Source organism: Flexivirga oryzae (assembly GCF_014190805.1).
Classification (GTDB): Bacteria; Actinomycetota; Actinomycetes; order Actinomycetales; family Dermatophilaceae; genus Flexivirga; species Flexivirga oryzae.
Window position 1 is genome coordinate 84,950 of sequence record NZ_JACHVQ010000001.1, and the last position, 15,213, is coordinate 100,162.

Genomic DNA, 15,213 nt, shown 5'->3' on the forward strand with positions numbered 1-15,213 from the left:
CGATGTCCCCGCCGTTGCACCAGGCGGTTCACCAGCTATCCCTGTGAGTGAGGAGTGCCCACTTGTTGCACGCGCCGTTGACGCTATCGGAGCCGGGTGGCTCCGCCGGCGGGTCGACGATCGTCGGCACCGCGTCCCCCCGAGGAGGAGGTCTAGGCTTGTCGTCGATGACGACTCAGAACGGCAGTGACTTGGAGCCGAAGTCCGCTGAAGATCCCGATCTCGACGTCGCGAACGAGTCGGAAGCCGACCGTCTCGCGCGGTTCGAGCGTGACGCGATGCCCTATCTGGACCAGCTCTACAGCGCGGCGCTGCGCACGACGCGCAACCCCGCCGACGCCGAGGACCTGGTGCAGGAGACGTTCGCGAAGGCGTTCGCGGCGTTCCACCAGTACAAGCCGGGCACCAATCTGAAGGCGTGGCTCTACCGGATCCTCACCAACAGCTACATCAACACCTACCGCAAGAAGCAGCGCCAGCCGCAGCAGTCGGACGCGTCCGACATCGAGGACTACCAGCTGGCTCGCGCCGAGGCGCACACCTCACGCGGGCTGCGTTCGGCCGAGAGCGAGGCGCTGGATCACCTGCCCGACAGCGACGTCAAGCGTGCGCTGCAGGAGGTACCCGAAGATTTCCGGATGGCCGTCTACCTGGCGGACGTCGAAGGCTTCTCCTACAAGGAGATTGCCGAGATCATGGATACGCCGATCGGCACCGTCATGTCCCGGTTGCACCGGGGACGCCGGCAGCTGCGCGAGCTGCTGACCGACTATGCGGTCGAGCGCGGGTTTATCAAGGAAGGGGCGTCTTCCTGATGGGCGCCGAATGTGGCGACTACTTGTCGCGGATCTACCAACTCCTGGACGGGGAGCTCGACGAGGCCGGCCGCGCGCAGTTGCAGGCACACCTCGACGAATGCCCGCCGTGCCTGGACGAATACCAGCTCGACCGGCTGCTGAAGGCGCTGGTCCAGCGCTCGTGCGCCTGTGAGCACGCGCCGGACGCCTTGCGCACGCAGATCCTGCAGCGCATCACCACGGTCCGGGTGACCCAGGTGCGCATCCAGGAAGGCTGACCCTCGCGTCATCCGACCACCCTGCTGCGGGTATGACGAGAGCGGCCCGGCAGCACGCAATCTCTCGCGTGCGGCCGGGCCGCTTCGTTGTCCTGTCGGCCGACTCAGGCGTTCGGCTTCTTGCCGTGGTTGGCGGCCTTGCCCTTGCGGCTGCGACGCTTACGAGCGCGCTTGCTCATGGTGAAACTCCTTGGCAGATGGTCGGTTGCCGCGTGCGCGGCCCGGGCCATCCTCTCACACCGAGGTCGTTAAAGATTTCGTCAAGAACGGGCGTCCGACTAGTCATGGGTTGGCAGATTTGGGTCAATTCATGGAATGATGGCTGTGGGCGACTATGGGCCCACGGGAGTTTCATCAATAATCTGCGTGCCGTCTTACCCTGGACAACGAACGCGGAAAGGATCTGGTCATGGATCAAGCAGCTTTGCAGGCGCTGCTCGCGTCCCTCGCGGGCTCGAGCAGTGTGAATCCCCTCACCGTGATCTGGGATCCAGTCTCCCGCTGATCCACCAACTCGACCTCGACGGCTTTGAAGTGCTCGCACTTCAGAACCGTTGACCCCTGGGTATGTCTGGCGCTTGGCGTGTCACGGTAGCCACATCCTCGCTTCTCGCCTTGCTTTGCGGAGGGCTCCTATGGTGGCCCGAGGCGCGTAACATCCCGCTCTCCGCGGTCCTCGTTCTGGCAGCTCTGACACTAGTAGCCTCCGCTACGTTGACGAGGCTCTCGGGAGGCGGAGCAAGCGTCTCGTTGACGTCGATTCTGCTCGGAGCGGCGATTCCGCTGGCTGGCCCGCTCGGGGCCGCCCTCGTAGGGTTTGTCTCAGCTCTCGATCCCGCTCGACGCCGGCCCCTCCTCGTGAGGACGTTCAACGCCTCCATGAATAGCCTGGTTGGGGTACTTGGGGGCCTCTGCTACATCGCGTTTGGCGGCGTCTTCGGCGCGATGCCGACCCTGGAACCGCTCGGCATCGTCACTTCACAACTTCTTCCGTTGGCGTGCGCGACGGTCGTGATGCTTCTGCTCAATACCGGTTGTGTGAGTCTCATGATCCAGGTCAACGGTGGTCCTCCGGCCTTGATCACCTGGCGGCGTGTGGTGCGGCAGGTCGGCCGAACGTATCTCGGCTTCGGTGTCGTTGGCTTCTTGTTCGCTGTGCTGTGGGGTCCAGTTGGACTCGGGCCGGCAACGGTCCTGGTCATGGTCACACCCCTGGTGTTGGCGCAGTGGTCCTACGCCCAGCAGCATGCCGAGTCGGTCGCCCACGAGCGCACGGTCTCCAGCCTGGTCGCCGCGGTCGACGCACGGGACCCGATCATGCGCGGCCGTAATGTGCGGGTGGCCAACGTCAGCGAGGCGATCGGCAATGAACTGCGGCTGTCGCCGGCCCAGGCGGATGCGCTGCATTTCGCGGCGCTGCTGCACGACGTGGGTATGGTCGCACCAGTCAAGGGCCGGCACGCCGGTGCAGACATGCGGCAGGCCGACCTGGAGCGGATCCGACGGCATCCGACCCGAGGTGTCGAGATGCTGCGCTCCATCGAGTTCCTCGGTGACTCGATCACCGCCATCCGGCACCACCATGAGCGCTGGGACGGGCGTGGTTACCCGGACCGCCTGGCCGGATCGGCCATTCCGTTGTTGGCACGGGTGCTGGCGGTCGCCGATGCGTTCTGCGCTCTCGTACCCCGTATTGGTGCGGAGGCGGCTGTCGAGACGCTGCGCCGCCGTAGCGGGGAGCAGTTCGACCCGGCCTGCGTCGCCGCTGTGTGCGAGCTCGCCGAATCAGTTGCTCCGTTGGCCCAGGTCGATCACGAACTCGCGGATCAGGCGGGCGAGCCCGGATTGATGGAGTCCCGGTGGCTGGACCACGACCTGCCCGATGTCTCCGACCTGCTGGCCGCCGAGAGCGCCCCGCGGTGAAGTGGTCATCCGGCATTGTCCGCGTGCCGATCGTTCTCTGGGCGGCTGTGCTCGTCGTGGTTTGTGTCGGGGTCGCGGTGTTGCAGGCGCGATACCCGGAGCACTCGAAGTTCCTGGTACTGAGCTGTTTCGCGATCGCGATCGGCTGTACCTCGCTGTTGCGGCTCACCCTGCTGGGTGGCCGCGTCGGCACCCCGGTGGCCGCCGCGATCGGTCTCAGCCTGGCGTTGTCGGGCCCCCAACCCTTCAGCACCGGCGGACGGGCACCCGACTCCACCTGGGAGGTGCTGGCGACAGCAGTTATCGGACGCGCGTTGGGTGCGTTGCTCAGTTGGTGGCTCCTCTCCGATCGACCCACGCCACTGTCACGCCTCGGTCCGTTGATCGCCGTGGTGGTGGCGGCCCTGCTCTACCGCGACGTGCCGTTCTTCTCCGGGGTCTCCGCCCTGGACATGTACGGCGCGTGGGGCTCGCACCGCTGGCGCTCTGCAGCAGCGATGGCGGTGGCGGGGCTCGTTGCCGGGGTCGTGATGCTGGTCATCTCGGTGTATGTCCATCGCGGTGGTCGCTCGTTCCGGGCCGAGTTCGCCGAGGTCGCGCGGATCCAGGCAGCCCTCAATGCCGCGGTCGTGTCGACCTCGATCGCGATCGCTCTCGGCATGTCGGCCCTGGGCGTGCTCGCCATACCGCTGATGTCAGCACCCTTGGTGTTGCTGCGATTCGCGCTGCAGCAGCAGGCCGCGGTGATCGCCACCAGGCGGCAGACGATCGCCGCGCTGGCGCAGCTGACCGACATCGCCGGTTACACACCGCCCGGGCACTCGGTCCGGGTTGCGCGACTGTCGCGGCGGATCGGCCGGGAGCTGCACCTGACCGACCGGGAGCTCGACGAGTTGGAGGATGCGGCACGCCTGCACGACATCGGGCAGGTGTCGCTTGCTGCGCCGATCCCGGGTGGGGCGACGATCGACGTGGCGCCGGCCGACCAGCGCGGGATCGCCGACGAGGGCGCCCGCATCGTGCGGCGAACCGAGGTGCTCGACGGTGTCGCGGACATCATCGAGTCGCAGGTGGTGCAGTTCAAACAGGTGCAGGAGCACGGCGAACTTGTCCCGCTCAGCGGCCGGATCATCAAGGTTTGCAACGCTTTCGAGGACCTGACCCGCGGCGACTCCGCCCTGCGGGAGGCTGCGATCGAGCGGCTGACCCTCGGCATCGGTTACGAATACGACCCGACGGTGCTCGACCTGCTGATCAAGGTCACCGCGCCCGGCGCAAAACACCTGGGCTGAGCGGGACCGTTGGCTCGCCGGTCGCGGGCTACGACGCGTCCAGGTGGATTCCGTACCCCTTGATCTTCCGGTAGATCGTCGCGCGCGACATACCCAACGCGATCGCGGCGAGCTCCTTGTTGCCGTCGTGCGTGTCGAGCGCCTCGACGATCGCATCCCGTTCGAGCGACTCCATCACGGTGAAGCGGCGCCGGCGCACCGACCGGCACTCGGGCGGCAGTTGGTCGACGTCGATGACGCCGGTGCGCCGCTGCCGCACCGCCCGCGAGAGCACCCGCCGCAGCTGCTCGACGTTGCCCTGCCACGGCATTCGCCGCAGCATGTTCATGGCGGCGTCCGAGATGGTCAGCTCCTGGTCGCGGGAGAAGCGCCTCGCGAAGTGATCGGCCAGCGGCGCCAGGTCGTCCAGGCGACGCCGCAGCGGTGGCACTTCGAGCGTGTGCGGGAAGTGCGGGAGCAGCTCGGCCTCGAGGGCGGCGCTGCGAGCGCCGGAGTCCATGGTGACGGCGACCCAGACGGGCGCCGGTGCGCCGGCTCGGCTCAGATGGGACATCAGCAACTCGGACAGGCCGCTGACCGCTTCGTCGGGTAGTTCGTGGGCCCGCCGCAGGATGAGCGTGCCGGGGCCGGGGTTGTCCAGTTCGTCGGCGACGGACTCCAACCAGGCGTCCACCTCGGATGACGACGCCGGGTCCATCACCCGGATGTGCTCGGTCGGGCTGACCGCGAGATGCACGCCGGTCAACACGGCGAGTTTGCCGACTCCGGGCTCGCCCTCCAGGACGAGCCATTCCCCACGGCGGCGGCTGTCCAGGGCGCCGCGGCAGACGCGCTGCCAGGGAGCGCTGGAGCCGACGACTCCGGGAAGGCGCACCGGCGGTGCCACTTTCGCCTCGCGCCGCCCGGCGACGGGCACCTGGGTCTGCACTCGTACGACGCCGCCGGCGTGCACCGAGGTGTCGGTGAACGCCGGCTCGTAGGCCAACCGGACGACCTGGCCGCTCGGCAGGTCGGCGAGCAGGGTCAGCGGCTCGGCCGAGCCTGCCGCATCGCCGACCCGGGCCAGCAGCGCGGACTGGTCCACCGCGTCGAACGACTGCTGGGTGTGTGCGTTCATGATCGTCAGCTCATTGCTGAGCGCCAGCACCGGTCCGGTGTTGTGCTGACAGGCGAGCAGGTAGTCGTGCATCAGCGCGACCTCGCGCTTGCTGACCCGCTCCAGCAGGCGGTCCTGGATCCGGCCCGCGACCGAGCGGGCGAAGCTCAGCAGCAACGTGTTGGCGTCACCCGCCCACGACGTCAGGTCGACGACCCCCATCAGCGCCGACGTCAGCGGGTGGATGATCGGCGCGCCGGCGCAGCCGAACACGCACAGGTCGCCCGCGAAGTGCTCACCGCCGAGCACCAGGGTGGGCCTGCGGGTCTCCAGTGCGGTGCCGATGCCGTTGGTGCCCACGGACGACTCGGCGTAGGTGAACCCCGGGGCGAGCCGGCGGGTGTCGAGGCGGCGGACCAGCGAGTTGTCGCCGCAGATGCGATCCAGCACCACGCCCTGCGGGCCGGTCAGCAGCAGCGCGACCGGCTCGTCGGCGAGCTCGGCCGCGACGTCCTGGAGCACGGGCCGGGCACAGTCCAGCAGCAGGCTCTGCGCGTGGGGGCGCTCCACCTGCGCGGGCTCCACCCGGTCGGCGGCGACAGCGAGTTGCCGCGACCGAACCCAGGACGCTCGGATCTCGTCCCGCACGCCGATCCCGTCGGCGGAGCCTCCCTCGAGGAAGCGTTCGCGGGCCTTCATCAATGTCCGGCCCGACGAGGATCGAGAGGTCATACCTTCTCTCCATTGCTGAGACACCGCGGTCCGGACGGCCGCGGCGGCGGTGCTCTACGCCTTCGTCAAGGGTAGACGCGATTCCGGCGGAAACGTGGCCAATCTCACATTGAGACGCCCACCGCCCCGGATCGGCAGTTGTATCTACGCCACGGGCAGAGCCCAACTCCCGCAGGGCCGGCCGCCGACCGGTCGGCCGCATTCCAAGGAGGCACCAGAGCCAATGAGCAGACAGAGCCTGACCAAGGCCCACGCAAAGATTTCGGAGCTGACCTGGGAGCCGACATTCGCGACTCCCGCCACCCGGTTCGGCACCGACTACACCTTCGAGAAGGCACCCAAGAAGGACCCGCTGAAGCAGATCATGCGGTCCTACTTCCCCATGGAGGAGGAGAAGGACAACCGCGTCTTCGGCGCCATGGACGGCGCCATCCGCGGCAACATGTTCCGCCAGGTCCAGCAGCGCTGGCTGGAGTGGCAGAAGCTGTTCCTGTCCATCATTCCGTTCCCGGAGATCTCCGCGGCCCGCGCGATGCCGATGGCCATCGACGCGGTCCCGAACCCGGAGATCCACAACGGTCTTGCGGTCCAGATGATCGACGAGGTGCGTCACTCGACGATCCAGATGAACCTCAAGAAGCTGTACATGAACAACTACATCGACCCGGCCGGTTTCGACATGACCGAGAAGGCGTTCGCGAACAACTACGCGGGCACCATCGGCCGGCAGTTCGGTGAGGGCTTCATCACCGGTGACGCGATCACCGCGGCAAACATCTACCTGACGGTTGTCGCCGAAACCGCTTTCACCAACACGCTTTTCGTGGCCATGCCCGACGAGGCGGCGGCCAACGGCGACTACCTGCTGCCGACGGTCTTCCACTCGGTCCAGTCGGACGAGTCGCGGCACATCAGCAACGGTTACTCGATCCTGCTGATGGCGTTGGCCGACGAGCGCAACCGTCCGCTGCTCGAGCGCGACCTGCGCTACGCGTGGTGGAACAACCACTGCGTGGTCGACGCCGCCATCGGCACGTTCATCGAGTACGGCACCAAGGACCGGCGCAAGGACCGCGAGTCGTATGCCGAGATGTGGCGCCGCTGGATCTACGACGACTACTACCGCAGCTACCTGCTGCCGCTGGAGAAGTACGGCCTCGTCATACCGCACGACCTGGTGGAGGAGGCGTGGAACCGGATCACCAACAAGTTCTACGTCCACGAGGTGGCCCGCTTCTTCGCGACCGGCTGGCCGGTGAACTACTGGCGGATCGACCCGATGACCGACAAGGACTTCGAGTGGTTCGAGGAGAAGTACCCCGGCTGGTACTCGCGGTTCGGCAAGTGGTGGGAGAACTACAACCGGCTGAAGTACCCGGGCAAGAACAAGCCGATCGCGTTCGAGAACGTGGGTTACGAGTACCCGCACCGTTGCTGGACCTGCATGGTGCCGTGCCTCATCCGTGAGGACATGGTGGTCGACAAGGTCGACGACCAGTGGCGCACCTACTGCTCCGAGACCTGCGCGTGGACCGACAAGGTCGCGTTCCGGTCGGAGTACGAGGGCCGCGACACCCCGAACATGGGCCGGCTGACCGGCCACCGGGAGTGGGAGACGCTGCACCACGACAAGGACCTGGCGGAGATCGTCCAGGACCTGGGCTACGTGCGGGACGACGGCAAGACGATCATCGGCCAGCCGCACCTGGACCTGGACGACCCGAAGAAGTTGTGGACGCTGGACGACTTCAAGGGCATCCGGTTCATGAGCCCCAACGTGACGCTCAACCAGATGTCCGACCAGGAGCGCGAGGAGTGGGCCGCGGCATACCGCGCCAACGACAACGTCAGCTTCTGATCCACCTGCAGGTGGTGGTGCGTCCCGTGCGCAGCGGGACGCACCACCCCGGCACCCATCACATCCCGAGGCAGGAGAACGGCCGTGGCCGACACTCACCGCATCAACTTCGAGCCCGTCGACATCGAGATGGAGGTCGGCGAGGACGAGAAGATCCTGGATGCAGCATTCCGTCAGGGCATTCACCTGATGCACGGCTGTCGCGAGGGGCAGTGCTCCGCGTGCAAGTCCTACATCCTCGACGGCGACATCCAGATGGAGCGCTATTCGACCTTCGCGTGCAACGACGCCGAGGTCGAGGAGGGCTACGTACTGCTGTGCCGGGCGCACGCGTTCAGCGACTGCACCATCGAGCTGCTCAACTTCGACGAGGACGAGCTGCTCAACTCGGCGCCGCTGCAGGACGTGGAGACCGAGGTCGTGGAGTTGACCGAACACACCCATGACATCGTCGGGCTCAAACTGCGCGCGGTGTCGCCGGCCACGTACGACTTCAAGTCGGGCCAGTACTCCGACCTGATGATCCCGGGCACGGACGAGCACCGGTCGTTCTCGATGGCGACGACGCCGACCAACGCCGACCACGTCGAGTTCCTCATCAAGAAGTACCCGGGCGGCAAGTTCTCGACGTTGCTGGACGACGGGATCACGGTCGGCGACAAGATTCAGCTGAAGGGCCCCTACGGGAACTTCACCCTCAAGAACGGGCATGTCCTGCCGATCGTGCTGATCGGTGGTGGCGCGGGTATGGCGCCGGTCCTGGCGCTGTTGCGGCACATGAGCGAGACCGAGGACACCCGGCGAGTGCGCTTCTACTACGGGGCGCGCACGGTCCAGGACCTGTTCTACCTGGAGGAGATCAAGGCACTCGGGGAGCGGCTGGCGGACTTCGAATTCGTCGTCGCACTCTCCGAATCGACCGATGGCGCCGACGAGCTCGGAGTCATCGCCGAGAGCGGCATGGTCACCACGGTGGTCGAGGCGCGGGAGCCCGAGTTGCGCAAGACCGAGGTCTACCTGTGCGGTCCGCCGCCGATGGTCGACGCGGCACTCGAACTCGCGGCGCAGCAGGCCGTCCCGGGCGACCAGATCTTCTTCGACAAGTTCGAGAGCCCGATCAGCGCCGAATGATCAGGCGCCGCAACGGATTGCGCTGGGCGTGAGCCCGAAAACCCACAACAGATGGAGTTGACAGATTATGGCGGACATCACCGACCAGAAGGAACGGAGCTTTCCGAAGATCGAGTTCACCGACTCGGAGGCCGGAGCCCTGACCTTCCCCAGCTCGAAGAGCCGGACCTACAACTACTTCAAGCCGGCCAAGCTGCGGGCCACGATGTACGAAGACGTGACCGTCGACGTCCAGCCGGACCCCGCCCGCTACCTGACGCAGGGCTGGATCTACGGATTCGGCAACGGCCCCGGCGGCTACCCGCACGACTGGACGGCCGCGAAATCGTCCAACTGGCACCAGTTCCTCGACCCCAACGAGGAGTGGGAGCAGACGATCTACCGCAACAACTCGGCGGTCGTCCGTCAAGTGTCCCTCTGTCTGGAGAACGCCAAGCGTGCGGGCGCGTACAACCACTGGAACCACCCGTGGAGCAACTTCATCGCGCGCAACCTCGGGGCCTGGATGCACGCCGAGAACGGTATGGCGCTGCACGTCTTCACCTCGATCCAGCGGTCCTGCCCGACCAACATGATCAACAACGCCGTCGCGGTGAACGCGGCCCACAAGATGCGCTTCGCCCAGGACCTGGCGTTGTTCAACCTCGACCTGTCCGAGTCGGAGCTGGACTTCGACGGTGACGCGCACCGCGAGGTCTGGCAGAACGCCGCCGAGTGGCAGCCGACGCGCAAGGTGGTCGAGGAACTCACCGCGACCGGTGACTGGGCCGAGTTGCTGTTCGCCACCAACGTCGTGTTCGAGCAACTCGTCGGGCAGCTGTTCCGCAGCGAACTGGTCATGCAGATCGCGGCGAAGAACGGTGACTACATCACGCCCACCATCGTCGGGACGGGCGAGAACGACTACAACCGCGACTCCGCCTACACCCGCGCGCTGTTCCAGATGCTGGTGCGGGACGAGGAGAACGGCGCGGCCAACAAGGAGCTGTTCAACGGCTGGCTCGCCGTCTGGGTCCCCAAGTGCCTGGACGCCGCCACCGCCCTGCAACCCATCTGGTCACAGCCGGCCGACAAGGTGCGCACGTTCGCCGAGTCGCTGGACGCGGCCAAGGAGAAGTTCAGTCAGCTGCTCGAGGAGATCGGCCTCGACATACCCAAGGAGTTGAACAAGTGAGTATGCAGTTCGGTTCGGAGGCCTCGTTCTCCAACATGTGTGGCGTCACCCTGATGAACACCCCGATCGGCCGCGTCGTCGCGCAGGTCATGGGCGGCAAGGACGGGGTCGAACTCGTCGAGTACCCGTCGATGATCCGGGTCGACGGCACCAAGGTGCTCGACTTCGACTACGAGGAGCTGACCGACGCCCTCGGTGAGGAGTTCGACGGATCGATCTTCGAGGAGATCAGCTCCACCCACTACGGGCGGATGGTGCACCTCGACGACCGGACGCTGCTGTTCGCCAGCCCGGAGGACGCGGCCGAGTACATCGGCTTCGACCTGACCGCAGCCGGCTGACTCAACTCTCCCCGGGGGTGGACGGCAGGGCCGCCCCCGGGGAGCACCACCCTGCCCTGTCGCACCAAATGAAACTCTGCTGAATCGAGGAACATCATGTACGAGAAGGATGGCGAGAAGTACTTCGTGGTGGACGGTCACATCCACTTCTGGGACGGCTCGGACGAGAACTGCAAGAACAAGTATGGCCACCAGTTCATCGAGTGTTTCTACGGTTACAGCAGTGCCCTGACACCGCCCGAATACCTCTGGGACTACAAGAAATACCAGAAGTACACCGAGGCAGACGTCATGCACGACGTCTTCGAGATCGGGTATGCCGATCACGCGATTCTGAACAGCGTCCACCTGTGGGACTTCTTCCACCACGGCTTCGACCGGGAGGCCGACGCGTGGGCGCTCACCCAGAACGCCGGCGGCAAGATCACCATGAACGGCACCTGGGACGCGCGGGACGGTGACGAGGGGATCAAACAACTGGAGGCCGACGCCAAGCGGTTCGACCTGCAGGGCGTGAAGATCTACACCGCCGCGTGGAAGGGCGACTCGCGCGGCTTCAAGATGAGCGACCCGGAGGCCTACCGCTACCTGGAGAAGTGTCAGGAGCTGGGCATCAAGAACATCCACGTGCACAAGGGCCCCACCCTGACGCCGCTGGACAAGGACGCGTTCGACGTCTCCGACATCGACCACTGCGCCACCGACTTCCAGGACCTCAACTTCATTGTCGAGCACTGCGGTCTGCCGCGGCTGGAGGACTTCTGCTGGATCGCCACCCAGGAGGCCAACGTCTACGCCGGCCTCTCGGTGGTGATGCCGTTCATCCACACCCGGCCGCACTACTTCGGTGACGTCATCGGCGAGCTGCTCTACTGGCTGGACGAGGACCGCCTCATCTTCTCCTCCGACTACGCGCTGTGGCAGCCCAAGTGGCTGATCGAGAAGTTCGTCGACTTCAACTACTTCCCGGACCAGACCGAGTATCCGGAGCTGACCACCGACGTGAAGAAGAAGATCCTCGGGCTCAACGTCGCCAAGCTCTACCCGAAGACGATCACCGTCCCGGAGCAGTTCCAGCTGTCCGCCGCCGAGCCCGTGCTGCAGCCATGACCGCGCAAATGACATCCCTCGACGCCGAGGTGATGTCCGCCCTGTCCACGGTCGTCGACCCGGAGCTGGACGAGCCGATCACCGACCTCGGTTTCGTGCGGTCGATCATCCTCGACGACCTCGGTGTCGAGGTGCACCTGCGGCTCCCGACGTCGTTCTGCTCGCCCAACTTCGCCTACCTGATGGCATCGGACGCGATGGACGCGCTGCGGCTGATGCCCGGCGGTGGCGTGGTCCGGGTGATGCTGGACGACCACCACGACTCCGACAAGATCAACCTCGGTCTCGCCACCGACGCCGGCTACCGCGGCACCTTCGGCAACGAGGCGCACGAGGACCTGGAGGAGCTGCGCGCGACCTTCAAGCGCAAGGCACACATCGCCTCGATGGAGCGCTCCTGCATGCAGATGCTGCAGCGGGGGACGTGGACCCTCGAGGAGTTGCCGCTGCTGGAGCTGCGGGACCTGCCCGACTGCGCGAAGACGAAGTCGCTGGTACGTCGCCGCGCCGCGATCGGGTTGCCCACCGCGCCCGACTCACGGGTGCTGGTGGACGGCGACGGCGTCGCCATACCCGAGCGGGACGTGCCGCTCCGGCTGCGGATGGCGGCAACCACGCGGCGCTCGATCGAGGGCAACGCGCACTTCTGCCGCGGGCTGCTGGCCACGCGGTACGCCGGATCCCAGGAGATCGACGCGATCACCGGACCGGTCATCACCGACCTGAGGAGCGGAGCATGAGAGCAGTACGGGTTGTCGGCTATCACCAGGACCTGCAGATGGTCGAGATCGACGAACCGACGGTCCAGGGTCCGCTCGACGTGATCGTGAAGATCGGCGCGGCCGGCGTGTGCCGCACCGATCTGCACATCCTCGAGGGCCAGTGGGAGGCCAAGAGCGGCGTGCAGCTGCCCTACACGATCGGTCACGAGAACGCCGGCTGGGTGCACGCGGTCGGCGACGCGGTCACCAACGTGGCCGTCGGCGACAAGGTGATCCTGCACCCGCTGGTCACCTGCGGACTGTGTCGCGCCTGTCGCCTCGGCGACGACGTGCACTGCGAGAACAACCAGTTCCCGGGCATCAACACCGACGGCGGGTATGCCGAATACCTGCGGACCAGCGCGCGCAGCTGCGTGAAACTGGACGACTCGCTGGAGCCGGCCGACGTCGCGGCGCTCGCCGACGCGGGACTGACCGCGCAGCACGCCTGTGCCAAGGCGGCCCGGCTGCTGCGGCCGGGCGACGTGTGCGCCGTCATCGGCGCCGGCGGCCTGGGCCACATCGGGATCCAGTGCATGAAGGCGATGTCGTCGGCGACGCTCGTCGTCGTCGACCGCAACCCGGAGGCGCTCGCGCTCGCCAAGGAGATCGGCGCCGACCACACGGTGCTCGCCGACGGCAACCACGTCGAGGCGGTGCGTGAGTTCAGCGGCGGCGCCGGCGTCGCGGCGGTGCTCGACTTCGTCGGTGAAGGCGGTGCGACCGCCGAGGGTGTCGCGATGTTGCGCAACGCGGGCAACTACTACGTCATCGGGTACGGCGAGAACATCGACGTCCCGACGATCGACGTCATCTCCACCGAGATCAACTTCATCGGCAACCTGGTCGGTTCGTACACCGACCTGCAGGACCTGATGACCCTTGCCGCGCAGGGCAAGGTCAAGCTCCACACCGCGCAGTACAAGCTCGACGACTTCCAACAGGCGATCGACGACCTCGACGCCGGAAAGGTCCGTGGTCGCGCGATCCTCATCCCGTGACCCTGCCAATCACCATCATCACGAATCAATAGCAATACCAAGGGAGTAGGTCGCGATGGCCAAACAACTCAGATTCAACGTGGACGCCCGGAAGCAGCTCGAGCTCGGGGTCAACGTCCTGGCGGACGCCGTGAAGGTGACGCTCGGACCGAAGGGCCGCAACGCGGTGCTGGAGAAGCTCACCGGGCCCCCGACGATCACCAACGACGGCGTGACGATCGCCCGCGAGATCCAGGTCAGCGAGCCGTTCGCCAACATGGGCGCGCAACTCGTCAAGGAAGTCGCGATGAAGACCAACGGTGCGGTCGGTGACGGCACCACGACCGCGACCGTCCTGGCCCAGGCCATGGTCCGCGAAGGTCTGAAATCCGTTGACCAGGGCGCGAACCCGATGCGCGTGCGACGCGGGATTGAGGACACCGTCGCGGCCGTGGTGGAGACCCTGCGCCAGCGCGCGACCCCGGTGTCCGGCCCGGAGGATCTGGAACGGATCGCCACCCTGGCCGCGAACGACGACGAGCGCATCGGCCGCGTCATCGCCGAGGCGCTGACCACCGTCGGAAGCGACGGCGTGGTCGAGATCGAGGACTCGGACGACGCCGGACTGCACGTGGACATCGTCGACGGGGTGGAACTGGACCACGGGTTCATCTCGCCGTACATGGTGACCGACCAGGACCGGATGGAGGCGAGTCTCGACAACCCGGTCGTGTTGCTCACCAACAAGACGATCTCGCAGGTGCAGGACCTCATGCCCACCGTGGAGGCGGCCCGCAGGGTCGACCGGCCACTGCTGATCCTGGCCGAGAACGTCGAGGGCCCGGCGCTGCAGATGATCGTCAGCGGCAACGTGCACAAGACCTTCCAGTCCGTCGTGGTGCGCGCGCCCGGGTTCGGGCACCGTCGGGTCGCCGAGTTGGAGGACCTCGCCGTCGTGCTCGGTGGCCGTGTCGTCAGCGACGACTCGGGCGTCTCCCTCCCGGAGGTCACCGAGCGCGACCTCGGCCAGTGCGCGCACATCACGGTCACCGAGGAGAGCACGACCATCCTGGGCGGCAAGGGTGAGGGACAGTCCGTGACCGCCCGGATCGGCCAGCTGGAGAAGCAACTCGAGCGGGCCCGCATCGAGCACGACCAGGACAGCCTGCGGTTGCGGATCGCTCGGCTCGCCGGACGGATCGCCGTCGTGCGGGTGGGCGGTGCGACCAGCGTCGAGCAGAAGGAGCGCATGCTGCGCACCGAGGACTCGCTCGCGGCGGCGAAGGCCGCCCTCGAGGAGGGTGTCGTTGCAGGCGGCGGGACCGCGCTGGCCCAGGCCGCCGGTTCGGTGGACCAGGTCGAACTGACCGGCGACGCCGCCGTGGGCCGCGAGGTGGTGCGACGCGCGCTCGGTGAACCGCTGCGGTGGATCGCGATCAATGCGGGGTATGACGGGGACGAGGTGCTGCAACGCGTTGCGACCTCCGCGGTCGGTGAGGGCTTCAACGCGCTCAACGGCAGTTACACCCGCCTGGCCGACTCCGGCGTGCTCGACGCGCTGAAGGTGACCCGGACCGCCCTGGAGAGTGCTGCGTCCATCGCGGCGCTGCTGATCACCACCGAGACCGCGATCGTGGAAGAGGTCATGGTGAACCCCGGGGCGATCATCGCACCCGGATTCGGGGACCTCGCCGAGGGCATGGTCCGGCCCTCGAACATCTACTGATCCGAGTGGGTGGT

14 protein-coding genes are annotated in these 15,213 nt (G+C 66.6%); 12 read left to right on the forward strand and 2 right to left on the reverse strand.

The window, feature by feature from the left end:
* The first annotated feature begins 167 nt into the window (after positions 1 to 167).
* Together FHU39_RS00405 and rsrA are read left to right on the forward strand one after the other, a co-directional pair.
* Positions 168 to 815, forward strand: coding sequence for a sigma-70 family RNA polymerase sigma factor (locus FHU39_RS00405; protein ID WP_183317949.1), 648 nt, complete (start codon positions 168 to 170; stop codon positions 813 to 815).
* Entirely contained in the window at positions 815 to 1,075 is a 261-nt protein-coding gene (rsrA, locus tag FHU39_RS00410) for a mycothiol system anti-sigma-R factor (RefSeq protein WP_183317951.1), read from the forward strand. Before FHU39_RS00405 ends, rsrA begins: the two co-directional genes overlap by 1 nt.
* 104 nt (positions 1,076 to 1,179) lie before the next feature.
* Here the strand turns inward: rsrA and FHU39_RS25160 are convergent, their stop codons facing one another.
* The gene (locus FHU39_RS25160) at positions 1,180 to 1,254 is read right to left on the reverse strand and encodes a 50S ribosomal protein bL37 (RefSeq protein ID WP_370670776.1); all 75 of its coding nucleotides are present in this window, start codon (positions 1,252 to 1,254) and stop codon (positions 1,180 to 1,182) included.
* Positions 1,255 to 2,275: 1,021 nt separating this feature from the next.
* Here FHU39_RS25160 and FHU39_RS00415 point away from each other — a divergent pair.
* A complete protein-coding gene (locus FHU39_RS00415) occupies positions 2,276 to 2,998 on the forward strand; it encodes an HD-GYP domain-containing protein (protein ID WP_183317953.1) in 723 nt (240 codons plus the stop codon).
* Positions 2,999 to 3,021: 23 nt separating this feature from the next.
* A complete protein-coding gene (locus FHU39_RS24870; RefSeq protein WP_183317955.1) occupies positions 3,022 to 4,290 on the forward strand; it encodes an HD domain-containing phosphohydrolase in 1,269 nt (422 codons plus the stop codon).
* Between the two features lie 28 nt (positions 4,291 to 4,318).
* On the opposite strand, the gene FHU39_RS00425 is transcribed toward FHU39_RS24870, so the two are convergent.
* On the reverse strand, positions 4,319 to 6,118 hold the full coding sequence (locus FHU39_RS00425) for a sigma-54-dependent Fis family transcriptional regulator (RefSeq protein ID WP_183317956.1): 1,800 nt from the start codon (positions 6,116 to 6,118) through the stop codon (positions 4,319 to 4,321).
* A 223-nt stretch (positions 6,119 to 6,341) separates the two neighbouring features.
* Here FHU39_RS00425 and FHU39_RS00430 point away from each other — a divergent pair, with 223 nt between their 5' ends.
* The 8 genes from FHU39_RS00430 to groL all read left to right on the forward strand — a co-directional run bounded on the left by FHU39_RS00430 (position 6,342) and on the right by groL (position 15,199).
* On the forward strand, positions 6,342 to 7,976 hold the full coding sequence (locus tag FHU39_RS00430; protein WP_183317958.1) for a ferritin family protein: 1,635 nt from the start codon (positions 6,342 to 6,344) through the stop codon (positions 7,974 to 7,976).
* A gap of 84 nt (positions 7,977 to 8,060) precedes the next feature.
* The gene (locus tag FHU39_RS00435) at positions 8,061 to 9,107 is read left to right on the forward strand and encodes a 2Fe-2S iron-sulfur cluster-binding protein (RefSeq protein WP_183317960.1); all 1,047 of its coding nucleotides are present in this window, start codon (positions 8,061 to 8,063) and stop codon (positions 9,105 to 9,107) included.
* Positions 9,108 to 9,174: 67 nt separating this feature from the next.
* On the forward strand, positions 9,175 to 10,281 hold the full coding sequence (locus FHU39_RS00440; protein ID WP_183317962.1) for an aromatic/alkene monooxygenase hydroxylase subunit beta: 1,107 nt from the start codon (positions 9,175 to 9,177) through the stop codon (positions 10,279 to 10,281).
* Between the two features lie 2 nt (positions 10,282 to 10,283).
* Positions 10,284 to 10,622, forward strand: coding sequence for a propane 2-monooxygenase effector subunit MimD (gene mimD, locus FHU39_RS00445; protein ID WP_246336242.1), 339 nt, complete (start codon positions 10,284 to 10,286; stop codon positions 10,620 to 10,622).
* Between the two features lie 96 nt (positions 10,623 to 10,718).
* The gene (locus FHU39_RS00450; RefSeq protein WP_183317966.1) at positions 10,719 to 11,732 is read left to right on the forward strand and encodes an amidohydrolase family protein; all 1,014 of its coding nucleotides are present in this window, start codon (positions 10,719 to 10,721) and stop codon (positions 11,730 to 11,732) included.
* Entirely contained in the window at positions 11,729 to 12,472 is a 744-nt protein-coding gene (locus tag FHU39_RS00455; protein ID WP_183317968.1) for an iron-sulfur cluster assembly protein, read from the forward strand. The genes FHU39_RS00450 and FHU39_RS00455 overlap by 4 nt, the downstream gene beginning before the upstream one ends.
* Complete coding sequence (locus FHU39_RS00460) at positions 12,469 to 13,494, forward strand: NAD(P)-dependent alcohol dehydrogenase (RefSeq protein WP_183317970.1); 1,026 nt, start codon at positions 12,469 to 12,471, stop codon at positions 13,492 to 13,494. Before FHU39_RS00455 ends, FHU39_RS00460 begins: the two co-directional genes overlap by 4 nt.
* A 55-nt stretch (positions 13,495 to 13,549) precedes the next feature.
* Positions 13,550 to 15,199 carry a chaperonin GroEL gene (gene groL / locus FHU39_RS00465; RefSeq protein ID WP_183317972.1) on the forward strand — a complete coding sequence of 550 codons (1,650 nt, stop codon included), beginning with the start codon at positions 13,550 to 13,552 and terminating at the stop codon, positions 15,197 to 15,199.
* The last annotated feature ends 14 nt before the right edge of the window (positions 15,200 to 15,213 follow it).

Bases quoted from the DNA above. Each gene is read 5' to 3' on its own strand.
- FHU39_RS00455 (WP_183317968.1), top strand. From the start codon at position 11,729: ATGACCGCGCAAATGACATCCCTCGACGCCGAGGTGATGTCCGCCCTG.
- mimD (WP_246336242.1), top strand. From the start codon at position 10,284: ATGCAGTTCGGTTCGGAGGCCTCGTTCTCCAACATGTGTGGCGTCACC.
- rsrA (WP_183317951.1), top strand. From the start codon at position 815: ATGGGCGCCGAATGTGGCGACTACTTGTCGCGGATCTACCAACTCCTG.
- FHU39_RS00430 (WP_183317958.1), top strand. From the start codon at position 6,342: ATGAGCAGACAGAGCCTGACCAAGGCCCACGCAAAGATTTCGGAGCTG.
- FHU39_RS00425 (WP_183317956.1), bottom strand. From the start codon at position 6,118: ATGACCTCTCGATCCTCGTCGGGCCGGACATTGATGAAGGCCCGCGAA.
- FHU39_RS00415 (WP_183317953.1), top strand. From the start codon at position 2,276: ATGGTCACACCCCTGGTGTTGGCGCAGTGGTCCTACGCCCAGCAGCAT.
- FHU39_RS00460 (WP_183317970.1), top strand. From the start codon at position 12,469: ATGAGAGCAGTACGGGTTGTCGGCTATCACCAGGACCTGCAGATGGTC.
- FHU39_RS00450 (WP_183317966.1), top strand. From the start codon at position 10,719: ATGTACGAGAAGGATGGCGAGAAGTACTTCGTGGTGGACGGTCACATC.
- groL (WP_183317972.1), top strand. From the start codon at position 13,550: ATGGCCAAACAACTCAGATTCAACGTGGACGCCCGGAAGCAGCTCGAG.
- FHU39_RS00440 (WP_183317962.1), top strand. From the start codon at position 9,175: ATGGCGGACATCACCGACCAGAAGGAACGGAGCTTTCCGAAGATCGAG.
- FHU39_RS00405 (WP_183317949.1), top strand. From the start codon at position 168: ATGACGACTCAGAACGGCAGTGACTTGGAGCCGAAGTCCGCTGAAGAT.